This is a genomic window from Comamonas sp. E6 (assembly GCF_001010305.1).
GTDB lineage: Bacteria > Pseudomonadota > Gammaproteobacteria > Burkholderiales > Burkholderiaceae_C > Comamonas > Comamonas thiooxydans.
This window is the reverse complement of the sequence record NZ_BBXH01000009.1, coordinates 17733-32344: the sequence shown is the minus strand read 5'-3', so window position 1 is coordinate 32344 and position 14612 is coordinate 17733. Positions and strand designations below refer to the sequence as shown.

At 64.3% G+C, this 14612-nt stretch carries 15 protein-coding genes and 1 pseudogene; 5 read left to right on the top strand and 11 right to left on the bottom strand.

What is annotated here, in order from left to right:
• Nucleotides 1–43 precede the first annotated feature (43 nt).
• Nucleotides 44–247, bottom strand: a pseudogene (locus CSE6_RS26440) (hypothetical protein); the annotation flags it as partial.
• Between the two features lie 255 nt (nt 248–502).
• On the opposite strand from CSE6_RS26440, the gene CSE6_RS08345 reads away from it, so the two are divergent.
• The 5 genes from CSE6_RS08345 to CSE6_RS08325 all read left to right on the top strand — a co-directional run bounded on the left by CSE6_RS08345 (nt 503) and on the right by CSE6_RS08325 (nt 5444).
• On the top strand, nt 503–1489 hold the full coding sequence (locus tag CSE6_RS08345) for a tripartite tricarboxylate transporter substrate binding protein (protein ID WP_059440322.1): 987 nt from the start codon (nt 503–505) through the stop codon (nt 1487–1489).
• A gap of 1 nt (nt 1490) precedes the next feature.
• The gene (locus CSE6_RS08340) at nt 1491–2801 is read left to right on the top strand and encodes a CaiB/BaiF CoA-transferase family protein (protein WP_083994693.1); all 1311 of its coding nucleotides are present in this window, start codon (nt 1491–1493) and stop codon (nt 2799–2801) included.
• On the top strand, nt 2786–3178 hold the full coding sequence (locus CSE6_RS08335; protein WP_003075812.1) for a cupin domain-containing protein: 393 nt from the start codon (nt 2786–2788) through the stop codon (nt 3176–3178). Before CSE6_RS08340 ends, CSE6_RS08335 begins: the two co-directional genes overlap by 16 nt.
• A gap of 83 nt (nt 3179–3261) precedes the next feature.
• On the top strand, nt 3262–4425 hold the full coding sequence (locus tag CSE6_RS08330) for an acyl-CoA dehydrogenase family protein (protein ID WP_059440321.1): 1164 nt from the start codon (nt 3262–3264) through the stop codon (nt 4423–4425).
• 95 nt (nt 4426–4520) lie between these two features.
• A complete protein-coding gene (locus CSE6_RS08325; RefSeq protein WP_059440320.1) occupies nt 4521–5444 on the top strand; it encodes a LysR family transcriptional regulator in 924 nt (307 codons plus the stop codon).
• A gap of 84 nt (nt 5445–5528) precedes the next feature.
• Here the strand turns inward: CSE6_RS08325 and CSE6_RS08320 are convergent, their stop codons facing one another.
• The 10 genes from CSE6_RS08320 to CSE6_RS08275 form a co-directional block, all read right to left on the bottom strand.
• Nucleotides 5529–7049, bottom strand: coding sequence for an aldehyde dehydrogenase family protein (locus tag CSE6_RS08320; protein ID WP_059440319.1), 1521 nt, complete (start codon nt 7047–7049; stop codon nt 5529–5531).
• 34 nt (nt 7050–7083) lie between these two features.
• Nucleotides 7084–8172, bottom strand: coding sequence for a saccharopine dehydrogenase family protein (locus CSE6_RS08315; RefSeq protein WP_059440318.1), 1089 nt, complete (start codon nt 8170–8172; stop codon nt 7084–7086).
• Nucleotides 8173–8444: 272 nt separating this feature from the next.
• On the bottom strand, nt 8445–8777 hold the full coding sequence (locus CSE6_RS08310) for a cupin (RefSeq protein WP_059440317.1): 333 nt from the start codon (nt 8775–8777) through the stop codon (nt 8445–8447).
• Nucleotides 8778–8781: 4 nt separating this feature from the next.
• Nucleotides 8782–9678 carry a 3-hydroxyisobutyrate dehydrogenase gene (mmsB, locus tag CSE6_RS08305; protein WP_003067480.1) on the bottom strand — a complete coding sequence of 299 codons (897 nt, stop codon included), beginning with the start codon at nt 9676–9678 and terminating at the stop codon, nt 8782–8784.
• Between the two features lie 72 nt (nt 9679–9750).
• Nucleotides 9751–10170, bottom strand: coding sequence for a DUF488 domain-containing protein (locus CSE6_RS08300; RefSeq protein ID WP_012838776.1), 420 nt, complete (start codon nt 10168–10170; stop codon nt 9751–9753).
• Nucleotides 10171–10188: 18 nt separating this feature from the next.
• Nucleotides 10189–10704 (bottom strand): TfoX/Sxy family protein, encoded by a 516-nt coding sequence (locus tag CSE6_RS08295; protein ID WP_059440316.1) that lies wholly within the window; start codon nt 10702–10704, stop codon nt 10189–10191.
• 31 nt (nt 10705–10735) lie between these two features.
• The gene (locus tag CSE6_RS08290; protein WP_012838774.1) at nt 10736–11902 is read right to left on the bottom strand and encodes an acyl-CoA dehydrogenase family protein; all 1167 of its coding nucleotides are present in this window, start codon (nt 11900–11902) and stop codon (nt 10736–10738) included.
• A gap of 54 nt (nt 11903–11956) precedes the next feature.
• Nucleotides 11957–12424, bottom strand: coding sequence for a lysozyme inhibitor LprI family protein (locus CSE6_RS08285; RefSeq protein ID WP_370545701.1), 468 nt, complete (start codon nt 12422–12424; stop codon nt 11957–11959).
• Between the two features lie 20 nt (nt 12425–12444).
• Complete coding sequence (locus CSE6_RS08280) at nt 12445–12918, bottom strand: lysozyme inhibitor LprI family protein (protein ID WP_238585662.1); 474 nt, start codon at nt 12916–12918, stop codon at nt 12445–12447.
• An 82-nt stretch (nt 12919–13000) separates the two neighbouring features.
• Entirely contained in the window at nt 13001–14524 is a 1524-nt protein-coding gene (locus CSE6_RS08275; RefSeq protein ID WP_059440313.1) for a CoA-acylating methylmalonate-semialdehyde dehydrogenase, read from the bottom strand.
• Nucleotides 14525–14612 lie beyond the last annotated feature (88 nt).

The following is a 14612-nucleotide window of genomic DNA, read 5'->3' as shown; positions in this document are numbered from 1 at the left end:
GCGCTGTAGGGCATCAGGCCTTATCGCCTCGTTTCGTTGCTCATCAGCGCTGTTTGGTGCGCATCACTGAGGCTTGGGCGCGACTGGCAGCTGTCATGCCAGGTGCCACAGATTCTCGGCAGGCATGGGGCTGAAGCCTGTTGCGGCGCATGTATTGCCGCCAGGCGTCGGAGCCGCTCTTGCTCTCGCTGTCGCCGCCGGTGTCCTTTTCACCGCCAAAAGCTCTGCCGACCTCGACGCCTCGGGGCCTGGCCAGAACGGGCTGCTGCCGCCACCTCAAGGGCATATGGGCTGGGGACGCAGGTACAAATCCGGCTCATTTCTCCGTGCAGAGGGGAAGGCGAGGCGTCGTGCGCAGCGGCTGGGAATGTCTAGCTGGATTTAATGATTCGCAAATCGAATCATTCATGCGGTTTAAACAATTGGACTTGAATGATTGAACGCTTCAGCATGCAGTGCAGGCACCGGATACAGGTGCCGCAGCCTGAACAAGGAGACAAGCATGAACAAGCGATTCTTACTGCGCGCCTGTGCGAGCGCAGGCCTGGCAGCCACCATGAGCATGGGCTTTGGCGGGACGGTGCTGGCTCAGGAGAGCTATCCCGCAGCCCCCATCACGCTGGTGGTGCCGTTTGCCGCGGGCAGCGGCACCGACGCGGTGGCGCGCGTGGTGGCCAACAAGCTGGGCGAGCGACTCAAGCAGCCCGTGGTGGTGGACAACCGGGCCGGGGCCAATGCCCAGATTGCAGCCGCGCATGTGGTCAAGGCCAAGCCGGACGGCTATACGCTGTTCATGACCACCAATACCTCGCATTCGGCCAATCCCTGGCTGGTCAAGGGGCTCAAGTACGACCCAGTCAAGGACTTCACGCCCGTGGCTCGCGTGGGCGAGTTGCCGTTCGCGCTGGTGGTCCATCCCTCGGTGCCGGCCAAGACTGTGGCCGAGCTGATTGCCTATGCCGGGTCGCATCCGGACAAGCTCTCCTACGGCACGCCCAACAGCACCTCGCTGGTGGCTTCGGAAACCTTCAAATACATCACGGGTACGCAGATCACCGGCGTGCCCTACAAGTCCAGCCCGCAGGCATTGACCGATGTGATGGGCAACCAGATCCAGATGTATGTGGCCGACCTGGGTTCGGCCTGGGGCACGCTCAAGACCGAGCGCGTGCGCACGCTGGGTGTGACGGCGGCCAAGGGGTCGCAGCTGCTGCCCAATGTGCCCGCCATCGGCAAGACGCTGCCGGGCTTCGACATCACCTCGTGGAACGGCATCTTCGGCCCGGCCGGCATGCCCAAGGCCATTGCCGAGCGCATCAACAGCGAGCTGCAGCTCATTCTCAAGGACAAGGCCGTGCAGGAGCAACTGGCCCAGGTCGGCTTCGAAGTCTGGCCCACGGCCACGCCCGACGAGTTCGCGCTCTATGTGAAGGAGCAGCTCGCCAAATGGGGGCAGCTGGTCAAGCAGGCCGGCATCGAGGCGCAGTGATATGACGAGCATGCATAGCGATAGCCGTCAGGTTGCGGGCCACACAGTGAGCCCATCAGCGGGTACTTCGGCCGGTCCATTGGCCGGTGTCAGGATAGTGGACATGACCTCGGTGATCATGGGGCCGTTTGCCACGCAGATTCTGGCCGCCCTGGGCGCCGATGTGATCAAGGTGGAGTCACCCGAGGGTGACAACATGCGCCATGTAGGCCCCATGCGAAACCCCGGCATGGGCCCCATTTTTCTGCAGGCCAACCAGGGCAAGCGCTCGGTGGTGCTGGATCTCAAGCAGGCCGCAGCGCGCCAGGCGCTGCTGCAGTTGCTGGCCGATGCCGATGTCTTCATCAGCAATGTGCGGCCCCAGGCCATGGCCAGACTCGGCCTGGACTGGCAGATGCTGGAGCAGAGCCATCCGCGCCTGATCCATGTGAGTTGCTGCGGCTTCGATCAGGCCGGCCCCTATGCGGCCAAGCCGGCCTACGACGACCTGATCCAGGGCGCGACCGGCGTGCCCTGGCTGGCCCAGCAGTACGGTGGCGGAGAGCCGTCCTATGCGCCCATGACGCTGGGCGACCGGGTCACAGGCCTGCATGCGGTCTATGCGGTCACGGCTGCGCTGTATGCGCGCGATAAGAGCGGCCGGGGCCAGGCGGTGGTCGTGCCCATGTTCGAGGCCATGACGCAGTTCATCCTCGGCGATCACATGGCCGGGCTGAGCTTCGAGCCGCCGCTGGGCGATGCCGGTTATGCGCGGCTGCTGACGCGCCATCGCAAGCCTTACCGTACCAGCGACGGCCATCTCTGCGTGCTGATCTACAACAACAAGCACTGGCACAGCTTCTTCAACGCCATTGGGCAGGGCGAGCGCATGCGTGAGCCCATGTTTGCCACCCACGGCCAGCGTGCAGCGAATATCGATGCCGTCTATGCCGAGGTGGCAAGCCTGATGCGCGAGCGCAGCACGGCCGAGTGGCGTGCACTGCTCGATGCGGCCGACGTGCCGAATATGCCCATGGCCTCACCCGAGGACTTGCTGGCCGACCCCCACCATGCGGCCACGGGTTTTGTGCGCGAGATCGAGCATCCCAGCGAGGGGCGGCTGCGCACCACGGCCAATCCAACACAGTGGAGCGCAACGCCCCCGGGCCGCGAGGCCAGCGCTGCGCCGCAGCTGGGCCAGCACACGCTGCAGGTGCTGCGCGAGGCGGGTCTTGGCGAGGCGCAGATTGCCGCGCTGCAGGCCAGCGGTGGCTGCATGCAGGCTTCATCATCCAACGATAAAAGAGAGACAGACATATGCCCCGCTATCTGATTCGCGAGCAGGACGTACAGGGATACAGCCCCGCCAACCACCACGGCACGGTGAACCGGCGCCTCGTCAGCCAGGCCAATGTCGGCGCGCAGCACATGGAAGTGGTGCTCGGAACGCTGGAAAAAGGCGGCGGTGCGCTGCCGCATGCCCACCCGGGCATGGAGCAGGCCTGCTATCTGCTGGACGGCACGGCCGAGGTGGAGGTGCAAAGCCAGGGTCAGACCGAGCGCTTTGCCATGCAGGCGGGCGATACCTGCTTCTTCCCTGAGGACTGCATGCATGTGTTTCGCGTCACCAGCGACACGCCCGTGCGTCTGCTGGTCATCTACAGCCCGCCCTATGGCGAGAACCCGGCGCGCGTGCGCCGGCCTGATTGATAAAAAACAATAGCTGATAGCGCTTGTGAGACAGGCGTTTGAGGCGGATTTCATTGAGATTTAACCGATAGAGAGAAGCCGCCATGGATTTTTTATGGAGCGCCGAGCAGGAACAGATCCGGGAAGCCGTGCAGCGGGCCTGCGCGCCTTTCGACGACGACTACTGGCTGAAGAAGGACAGGGACGGCGGCTTTCCGCACGACTTCCACCAGGCCCTGGCCGAAGCCGGCTGGCTGGGCATCGCCATGCCCGAGGAGTTCGGTGGCGCGGGTCTTGGCATCACCGAGGCCGCGCTGATGATGCACACCATCTCGGCCACGGGTGCGGGCCTGTCGGGAGCCTCGGCCGTGCACATGAATATCTTCGGCTTGCACCCGGCCGTGGTCTTCGGCACGGACGAGCAAAGACAGCGCTGGCTGCCGCCGCTGATCGCTGGCCGGGACAAGGCCTGCTTCGGCGTGACCGAACCCAATGCCGGGCTCAACACCCTCAAGCTGCAGACCCGTGCCGTGCGCGAAGGCGATGTCTATGTGGTGCATGGGCAGAAGGTCTTCATCTCCACGGCCCAGGTGGCCAACAAGATATTGCTGCTGGCTCGCACCAGGCCTGTGGAGGAGTGCAAGGGCACCGAGGGCCTGTCGCTGTTCTACACCGACCTGGACCGCAGCCGCATCGCCGTGAGCGAGATCGAGAAGATGGGCCGCAAATGCGTGGACACCAACCAGCTCTTCATCGACGGCCTGCGCATCCCGGTGCAGGACCGCATCGGCGAGGAGGGCAAGGGCTTTTCGTACATCTTGCACGGCCTCAACCCCGAGCGCATCCTGATAGCTGCCGAAGCCGTGGGTCTGGGCCGTGCGGCTCTCGCGCGCGCCACCCAGTATGCGAACGAACGCGTGGTCTTCGACCGGCCCATAGGCCAGAATCAGGGCGTGCAGCACCCGCTGGCCCAGGCCTGGATGGGGCTGGAGGCCGCACACCTGATGGTGCAGAAGGCCGCCTTCCTCTATGACAAGGGCCTGCCCTGCGGCGCCGAGGCCAATGCCGCCAAGTACCTGGCCGCCGAAGCCTGCGCCAAGGCCTGCGAGACCGCCATCTTCACGCATGGCGGCATGGGCTATGCCAAGGAGTTCCATGTGGAGCGCTATATGCGCGAGTCCTGGATTCCGCGCCTGGCGCCCGTAAGCCCGCAGCTCATCATGTGCTTTATCGCCGAGAAGGTGCTGGGCTTGCCCAAGTCGTATTGATGACCCCCTGAGCCGCTGCGCGGCTTCCCCCTGGAAGGGGGACGACGCCCTCGCCGCGAGGCGGCTCTTGCTCGGCGTCCCTGGCGAAAGGAACGATGCCTGCCGCCGTGCCTGCATGGCAAGATCAGGTTATGAAGACTCATCTGTTGCGCTATTTTGTGGTTCTGGCCGAGGAGCTGCACTTCAGCCGGGCCGCCCAGCGCCTGTGCATCACCCAGCCGCCGCTGAGCATGGCGCTCAAGGCGCTGGAGCAGGATCTGGGCACGGTACTCATGGAGCGCGACGCCAAGAACGTGAAGCTCACGCCGGCAGGCGAGGCCTTTTTGCATGAGGCGCGCAAGGTGCTGGCTCAGCTCCAGCATGCGGCCGAGGTGGTGCGTGGCGTGGCCCAGGGGCTGCAGGGGCGGCTGGACATAGGCATCACGGGGTCCATGGTCTACCGCCAGGTGCCGGGGTTCTGCCGGGCCTTTCGCGCCGAGCGCCCGCTGGTCGAGCTATGCCTGCACGAGATGTCCACGCGCGATCAGCTGCAGGCCATTGCCAGGGGGCAGATCGACTGCGGCTTTCTCAACATCGGCACGCCCCAGGACGATATACGCACGCTGTCCATAGGCGAGGAGGCTTTTGTCTGCTGCTTGCCCAGCGACCATGCGCTGGCCCAGCGCGGCGAAATCGACCTGCGCGAACTGGCCCAGGATACCTTTGTCATGTTTGCGCGCGAGGTGGCCCCGGCCAATTACGACAATGTCATCGCCTGTCTGCAGCAGGCCGGCATCCATCCCCATACACGGCATGCCGCGCGCCAGTGGCTGACCGTCATGGCACTGGTCTCTGCCGGTCAGGGCGTGGCCCTGGTGCCGGCCTGCATGCAGACCGTGGGCATGAACGGCGTGTGCTTTGCGGCGCTGCGCGGCAGCCGGGTGACCACTCCGGCCGTGCTGGCCTGGAGGCCAAGGGGCATGCCGGCCGTACTCGAAGCCTTTGTAGCCAGCGTGCAGAACCTGGTGGAAGCCGGGTAGCCAGGACTCTTGAATGGAGTCCGTTAACCCCGGAATCCGCGTTGCATGGCCTCCCTGGCAGTCAAGGGCTGCGGTACCTGTGGCTCACCCGAATTGAATGCCTTGCGCCAGCGGCAGCTCGCGCGAGTAGTTGATGGTGTTGGTCGTGCGGCGCATGTATTGCTTCCAGGCGTCCGAGCCGCTCTCGCGGTCGCCGCCAGTCTCTTTTTCGCCGCCAAAGGCGCCGCCGATCTCGGCACCGCTGGGCCCGATGTTGACATTGGCCATGCCGCAGTCCGAACCGGCCGCGCTCAGAAAGACTTCCACCTCGCGCAAATCGTTGGAGAAGATGCAGGATGACAGGCCCTGAGGCACATCGTTGTTGAGCGCAATGGCCTGCTCCAGATCCTCATAGCTGAGCACATAGAGCAGCGGGGCAAAGGTCTCGTGCCGAACGATGCTGGTCTGAGCCGGCATGTCCACGATCGCCGGTGCCACATAAAAGCCCTGCGGAAACTGATGCTCCAGCTGGCGCTGGCCGCCCGTCAGCAAATGACCTCCGTCTTTCAGTGCCTGACTCAGCGAGTGCTGCAGCGCCTCGAACGATGCCTCGTTGATCAGCGGGCCGACCAGGGTATCCGGCTGCAGCGGGTTGCCGATGCGCAGGCTGCGATAGGCCGGCAGCAGCCTGTCCAGCAGCGGCTGTTTGACATCGCGGTGCACGATCAGGCGGCGCAGCGAGGTGCAGCGCTGGCCGGCCGTGCCCACGGCGCTGAAGACGATGGCGCGCACGGCCAGATCCAGATCGGCTGCTGGCGTGACCACCATGGCATTGTTGCCGCCCAGCTCCAGAATGCGCTTGCCAAAGCGCGCCGCCACCTTGGGACCCACGGCGCGGCCCATGCGGCTCGATCCCGTGGCCGATACCAGCGCAATCCGGGGGCTGTCCACCAGGGCTTCGGCGACAGCCGCGCCGCCCAGCACGATCTGCGCCAGACCTGCCGGAGCTCGGTCGCCAAACCGGGCAATGGCGCGCTCCAGCGCCTTGAAGGTGGCGAGGCCCGATAGCGGTGCCTTGTCGGAGGGCTTGAAGATCACCGGGTTGCCGCAGACCAGGGCAATCGCCGCGTTCCAGGCAAACACGGCACTCGGAAAGTTGAAGGCCGTAATGACGGCCACCGGCCCCAGCGGGTGGTATTGCTCCATGATGCGGTGGCCGGGACGCTCGGAAACAATGGTCTTGCCATGCAGCTGACGCGACAGGCCCAGCGCGAATTCGCAGATGTCCACGCCTTCCTGCACCTCGCCCAGGCCTTCCTGAGCTATCTTGCCGACCTCGCAGCAAATCACATGGCCTATATCGGCCTTGGCGCGGCGCAGCTCCTCGCCCCAGAGCCGGACCAGCTCGCCACGCACCGGGGCGGGCACCAGGCGCCACTGCTTGAAAGCCTGCACCGCATGGTCTATGACCTGAGGCACCTGGGCACCGGGCAGGGCGGCCAGACTGGCCAGTTCCGTGCCGTCAATGGGCGAGTGCACGCTGATGTCCTTGCCCTCAAGGGCCTGCAGCTCTATGCCGCAGCGGCTCAGCACGGTCTGGAAGTCGGTTGCGGAGATGGCGGTCATGGCAGTCCCTCTTGATGGGTGTGAGATACAGGCTTCAGCCGAGCAGGCCTTCAAAGTAGGGGGCCACGCGGGTGTTCGAGAGTGCGGCCAGCGTGCATTGCTCCTGGCGCACAAAGCCCTGCTGCGGCAGCTGGCCCGTGGCGAACAGCTCCACGGCGGCCAGCATGCCGGCCGAGGTCGTCAGCTCTATGGCCGTTCGCTGTCTGCCGCGCAGCGCCGCACCGAAGATGCGGGCACCGCGCGTCAGCTGCTCGAGCCGGCCCGCGCGCTTGCCGCTGGCCATGGCGGCAACCACCACCATGTCTTCGCGGCTGTGAGGCACCGCGCCTTCGAGCACCTGGCGCAGCAGATCGCGTCGCTCGATCAGGCGCAGGCCGTGCAGCAGCAAATGCATGGCATCGCGGTGGCCGGGGTGGCGTATGGTCTTGTAGTTGAGGTTGCGCACCCGGCCCTGTAGCGTCTCGCACAGCGTGCCCAGACCGCCCGAGGTGTTGAAGGCCTCGAAATTCTCGCCGTCCAGGATCAGCGGCTCGACCCCCTCCAGCGGCGGCACCAGCATGGGCTGTCCATTGACGATGGTGTTGCAGGGCTTGCAGTACTCGTTGATGACGCCGTCCACGCTCCAGGTGAAGTGGTAGCGCAGCGCATTCGTCGCATGGCGCGTGAGCGCGCCCACGCGCAGCTGCAGATCGAACAGCTCATCGAACTGCTGGGCCAGATGGCCGCCCAGCATGCCGATCAGGCCCGGTGCCAGTCCGCACTGCGGCATCAGCACCGAGCGTGCCTGCGCCGCCATGTCCTGTATGGCGCGCATGGCCGCAACATCCTCGGTCAGATCGAAGTAATGCACGCCCTGCCGCGCCGCAGCCCGGGCCACGCGCTCGGCACAGAAGAAGGGCAGGGCATTGATGACCAGCGAGTGCTGCTGCAGCGCATGGGTCAGCGCAGCATCTTCGTAGATGTCCAGCTGCAGCGGGCGGATCTGCGGGTCGTTGCCGGGCGGGGACTGCATATCGGCCAGCGTGACGGTGGCTTCATGCAGCTCGGCAGCCATGTCGGCGATCGTTGAGCCGATCTTGCCGGCGCCGAGGATGAGAATGTTCTGTCCAGTCAGCTTCATCATGGAGAACTCCTTGAGAGCAACGCAGCGATCACTTCCTCTGGGGCCATCTTAAACACAGGGCAGCGATTTGCACCACTGAGAAAAGCGTCAGCAGGAGTCGATTTGCGTGGGCAGACAAGGAGTCTTCTGCAGGAGCAGTCCGCTTCGGAAAGAATAGCTGTCAGCGCTTGTGGAGTCAGAGCTGACAGCTTGACAGGCTTCAAGCCCGGAGGCCTGCCGTGATACCCGCTGCAGCAGAGCGGGGTCAGCTGGCCGGTGACCGGGTCTGGTGGTTAGTGCTTGTGCAGCACGATGGTGATCAGGGCCGAGGAGTCGAGCTCGGCCTCGATCTCATGCATGGTTTGGGCGGGCAGAAACAGCAACTGCCCCGCGCTCAATGTCTGGCGGCTTGCGCCCTGGATGACGGCGAGCTGCCCCTCCAGACATTGAATCGTCAGTTCGCCCGGCACCTGATGCGCAGGCAGGCGCTTGCCTGCCATCAACACCAGACGGATCACTTCCAGGGTGTCGGACTTGAAGAGTGCAGCGGTCTTCTGGTTTCCCAGCGAAGTGCCGTAGGGCTGCACTTCGACGGGAACCCCGGGTTGGGCGTGGGGCAGGGCCATGATCTCAGGCCTTTTTCTGCAGCATCTTGATGATGCTGGAAAAGTCTTCGCCGCCATGGCCGGACAGGCTGTGCGCCGCATAGATGGAACGCGCCATGCCGCCCAGCGGCGTGCTGGCGCGGTTGGCCGTGGCGTTGTCCTGCGCCAGGCCCAGATCCTTGAGCATCAGGTCCGTGCCGAAGCCGCCTGCATAGCCCTTGCTGGCCGGCGCGTTCTCATGCACGCCGGGGAAGGGGTTGTATTTTTCAAGGGCCCAGTTGCCGCCCGAGCTGCGACGCATGATTTCGGACAGCACCTTGGGGTCCAGACCGTTGGCCACGCCCAGAGCGATTGCTTCGCTGGTGCCCACCATCAGAATGCCCAGCAGCATGTTGTTGCAGATCTTGGCCGTCTGGCCCGCGCCGACACCGCCCGCGTGGAAGATATTGGCGCCCATTTTTTCGAGCAATGGCTGGGCGCGTGCCAGCTGTGCGTCGCTGCCGCCCACCATGAAGGTCAGCGTGCCGGCAATGGCACCGCCGGTGCCACCCGAGACCGGGGCGTCGATGAAGTCTATGCCCGCTGCCTGGGCCGCCTTGGCCACCTTCTGGCTGGTGGCCGCGGCGATGGTGGAGCTGTCGATGACCAGCGTGCCCTTGGCGATGTGCGCGAGCAGACCGGCCGCGCCGTCGCGGCCCAGGAACAGGCTCTCTACATGCTGGCTGGCGGGCAGCATGGTGATGACGGCTTCGGCGCCTTGCACGGCTTCCTGGGCACTGGAGGCCGCCTGTGCCCCGGCGGCCACGACCTTGGCGATGGCCTCCTGGCTCAGGTCGAAGGCTTTGACACTGTGGCCGGCTTTGGCCAGATTGACGGCCATGGGCGCACCCATATTGCCCAGACCGATAAAAGCGATTTGCATGTCTGTCTCCTTGCTGTTATTGAATTGATAGCGTCTAGCGCTTTATCCATAAGCGATTGATTGGCTTTTCGCTTAATTCTTGAGAATGGCACCCTTGTCAGCGAGCAGGCTGCGCAAGATGCTGCGGTGGCAATGCGCCTCGTCGTCGCAGTAGCAGCCCAGAGAAAAGGCGGAGCTGTGCGACAAGGCTGCGAGCAGGCCCAGGGTGCGATCGGCTGCGGGCTCGGCCAGTTGCTTGCGGAACTGCTTTTCAAACTGCTTCCACAGCTTGTCGGCCTGTGCCTCCTGGCCGGCCGTGCGCAGCTTGATGGCCTCCAGGGCCTGCTGCATCAGCTCCACCTCGGGCGAGAGCTCGGGATACCAGCAGTCGTAGTAGTTGCGGCTTGCGAACTCGGCCTTGGGCACGCCGCGCGGCGGTCTGCGCACCGTACCTATGCGCAGGCCCTCGTCGGGGGCGCGTTCGCTGCCTAGCTGGACTATGCGTATGGCCATGAGGTCAGTCCTTTGTGCTTATTCGCTGTCGAAAATAGGATGTTTTCTGGGGGCGTCGGCATCAGCAGGTTTCGGGGCTGCCCTGGTGCGCTTGCGCCCGCTGCTGGTGCCCTGACCGGCAGGACTTTCTCCACCGCCCGGCTTCTTGTTATCGGTCTCGCTGCTGGCCTTGCTGCCGGTCTTGCGTTTTGGCGTGGCCTTTGCCAGCGGGTTGAAAGCCAGGGCTTCGCTGATCCAGTGCTGCCACTGTTCACGCCTGGCGTAGGCTGTGGGGCCGACGAGAAAGTAGCCGTCCATCAGTCCGCGCGAGGACAGCGGACGCACGCCCGGCATCTCTGCAATCTGCGCATGACTGGCGGGGGGCAGGCGCACCAGCAACTCGTCGTTTTCCACGCCCAGGCACATCTTGCCGTCGACCATGAACACATGGCAGCCGAACATGGTCTTCTCCTCCACGGCTGTGCAATCGAGCAGCGCATCGCGCACGGCATCTATGAGCTGCAGGGTTTCAGGGGCGATGGGCTTGGCGGGCATGACGATCCTTGCGTTGCGTGATGGCAGCAGCTTAGCGAATGACCTCCGGAGCATCGCCCTCCAGCATGCGCCTGGCAATGATGACGCGCATGATTTCGTTCGTGCCTTCCAGAATCTGGTGCACGCGGGCATCGCGCATCAGGCGCTCCAGCGGGTACTCGCGGATATAGCCATAACCGCCATGCAGCTGCAGAGCCTCGTTGCAGACCATGAAGCCGGCATCGGTGGCAAAGCGCTTGGCCATGGCGCAGTAGGTCGATGCATCACGCGCGCCGGCATCCAGCTTGGATGCTGCCAGGCGCACCATCTGCCGCGCTGCGACCAGCTCGGTCGCCATATCGGCCAGCTTGAACTGCAGGGCCTGAAAGCTCGCAATGGCCTTGCCGAACTGCTTGCGCTCCTGCATATAGCTTTGTGCCTGGGTCAGTGCCCCCTGGGCTGCGCCCACCGAGCAGGTGGCGATATTGATGCGGCCGCCGTCCAGGCCCTTCATGGCGATCTTGAAGCCTTCGCCCTCGCGGCCCAGCAGGTTGTGCGCGGGAATGCGCACATTGTCGAAGCTGATGACGCGCGTGGGCTGGCTGTTCCAGCCCATCTTCTCTTCCTTTTTGCCATAGCTCACGCCGGCCGCATCGGCTGGCACGGCAAAGGCCGAGATGCCCGAAGCCCCGGAGCCGGCATCGCCGGTTCTTGCCATCAGCACCAGCACATCGGTGCTGCCCGCGCCGCTGATGAAGGCTTTGCTGCCGTTGACGATGTACTCGTTGCCGACCAGCTCGGCCCGGGTCTTGAGCGAGGCCGCATCCGAGCCTGCGCCGGGCTCGGTCAGGCAGTAGCTGGCCAGCTTGCTGCCGCTGGTCAAGGCTTCGCCCCACTGGGCGCGCACGGCATCGGTGGCCCAGGTGCCCAGCATCCAGGTCGCCATGTTGTGGATGGTGATGAAGGCCGTGGTCGATGGATCGACGGCCGCCATTTCTTCGAATACCAGCGTTGCATCAAGTCGTGGCAGGGCCAGACCGCCAATGCTTTCCGGAGCATAGAGGCCGCAGAAGCCCAGCTCGCCGGCCTTGGCAATCGCCTCGCGCGGGAAGATGTGCTCGCGGTCCCACTCGGCTGCATGCGGCGCCAGCTCGGCCTGCGCAAAAGCACGGGCAGTATCGGCAAAAGCGCGTTGATCTTCGCTGAGTTCAAAGTCCATTTCATGTCTCCTTTTTTGTTCTACTCGTCTTCTGGCCCCTGACGGCTTTGCAGCTTAGTCCGGCGGCCCCTGGTGCAGCCAGCGTTTGAGCACCGCATCGCGGGCCGTGATCTGCTGCACCAGACAGCCGTGGTAGCGGCTGGGCCAGTCGGGCTGCGCTTCAAAGGCCTTTGTGGCCTGCTTGCAATGGGTGATGCGATGGCGGCTCCATTCGCCTTGCTCCTTGCGCAGGGCGGGGCGCTCATGGGCCGATAGCGCGCGCATCACATCGCCATAGAGAATCTGGTGGTCGGTGTCGGCTTGCTGGAAGTCCTTGATGGCACAGGCATTGATCTGGGCCTTGGTGCCGCCGGGCACGCAGTCGGCTCCGGCCTGGGCCAGGGCGTGCTGGCTCAAGCTTGCTGCAATAAGAAGAGCAGCAAGCGATTTGGTGTCAATGGTTGCAGGCCGCGGTTGCCTGAATTTCTGAATGCGGATCGTCATGCCCGCATCATCGCAGCCCGGGCTGGCCTGCTGGCGCAAGTGATATGGGTTTGCCCGGTTCATGGCTGCTTTTCACCCTGTGCGTTCTTTGCCAGCGGATGCCACTGGTTCTTGAAGGCCTTGACCCGGCTCAGGGCCATGCCGATGCGGCAAGCAGCCATATCTTCAGCCTCATGGACATAGCCATTGGGCTGGCAGCGCCGGTCGCGCTCCTGCGTCCAGTCGTCCTGTTCGGTTTGCAGGGCCTGGGCGTTGGCCTGCGGCAGCTGGCGCTGCAGGTACAGGTAGAGCACCTGCATGCTCCGTTCCAGAATCTGGGCCTGTTGCTCAAGGCAGGCAAGAGACAGTGGCTGATCTGAGGGGCAGTGCAGCGGGGCCGGCTCGCTGTCCTGGGCCGATGCCACAGGCAGATGGGCAATCAGCAGGCTGCCGGCTGCCAGGGCGCACAGACGGGCCAGCCGCCGTGCGGGGCTGTGAGATGTGTTTGCGGCTGGGCGCAGTGGTGAGGAGCGTGACAATTCTTGAGCGTACATGCCTGCCATCATCGGCAAAGCCGCACAGCGCAGCCCGGGCCTGGCAAGAGGCAGGGCTGCACTGTCGGGTTTCATGGCCGGCTTACTTCAGGCTGATGGTGGTGTTCACGCCGTGGCTGGTCGTGCTGTCGTCGAACCAGCGCGCCGTGATGGTCTTGGTCTGGGTGTAGAACATGACCACCTGCTTGCCGTAGGGGCCCAGGTCGCCCAGCTTGGAGGCACGGCTGCCCGTGAACGAGAACAGCGGCACGGGCACGGGGATGGGCACATTGATGCCGACCTGGCCCACATCGATCTCTTCCTGGAACTTGCGCGCGGCCGCACCCGATTGGGTGAAGATGGCCGTGCCGTTGCCATTGGGGTTGGCGTTGATGAACTCGATGGCCTGATCGATGTCCTCGGTAGCGACCAGACACAGCACGGGGCCGAAGATTTCCTGCTCGTAGATGCTCATGCCGGGCTTGACGCCGCTGAAGATGGTGGGGCCGACAAAATTGCCCTTGGCATAGGCTGCCACCTCGGGTTTGCGACCGTCCAGCTCCAGCGTGGCGCCGTCGGCCAGACCGCGTTCGATCAGGCCTTCGACACGCGACAGGGCCGCGCAGCTCACCAGAGGGCCGACATCGGTGCCGGGCTCGGTACCGCCATTGACCTTGAGGGTCTTGGACTTGGCCACCAGATCGGGAATCCAGTTGCGGGCCTCTCCCACCAGAACGGCCACGGAGACCGCCATGCAACGCTGGCCGGCCGCACCGAAGGCAGCGCCCAGCAGGGCATTGAGCGACTGCTCCTTGTTGGCGTCGGGCATGACGATGGCGTGATTCTTGGCGCCCATCATGCATTGCACGCGCTTGCCGTTGAGGCTGGCGCGGTTGTAGACATGGGTGCCGACCTTGGTCGAGCCCACAAAGCTGATGGCCTTGATATCGGGGTGGTCGCAGATGGCGTTGACCACGTCCTCGCCGCCGTGGATGACGTTGAGCACGCCAGGAGGCACGCCGGCTTCCAGTGCCAGCTCGGCCAGACGCATGGTGACGATGGGGTCCTGCTCGGAAGGCTTGAGGATGAAGGTATTGCCCGTAGCGATCGCCATGGGGAACATCCATAGCGGAATCATGGCTGGGAAGTTGAAGGGCGTGATGCCTGCACACACGCCCAGCGGCTGGTTCAGCGTATAGGTATCGACACCGTTGGCCACATTGTTGGCCAGCTCGCCCAGCTGCAGATTGCCGATGCTGGCCGCGTGCTCCACGACTTCCAGGCCGCGGAAGACATCGCCTTCGGCGTCGGGCAGGGTCTTGCCCTGTTCGGCCGTCAGCAGGGCGGCCAGCTCCTTCATGTTTTCGCGGATCAGCTGCTGCAGCTTCAGAAAGATGCGGGCGCGTGCGCCGATGGGCGTCTTTTTCCAGGTCTTGAACGCTTGCTTGGCATTGGCCACGGCGGCGTTGACCTCGTCGGGCGTGGCGAACGGTACGCGCGCCAGCACTTCCTGGGTCGCGGGGTTGACCACATCGCGCCACTGGGTGGTTTTGGATTCGACCATCTGCCCGTTGATGAGCAGCTTGACCGTGGGCGCCAGAACCTTGGCGGAAGTCGGTGCGTTCATGAGGTGTCTCCGTTGGTGAATTCGTTCCTCATGGTATGTGTGCGGATTTGCTGTAGCAATAGCAAACACTGCACATAGGGTGTGCAAA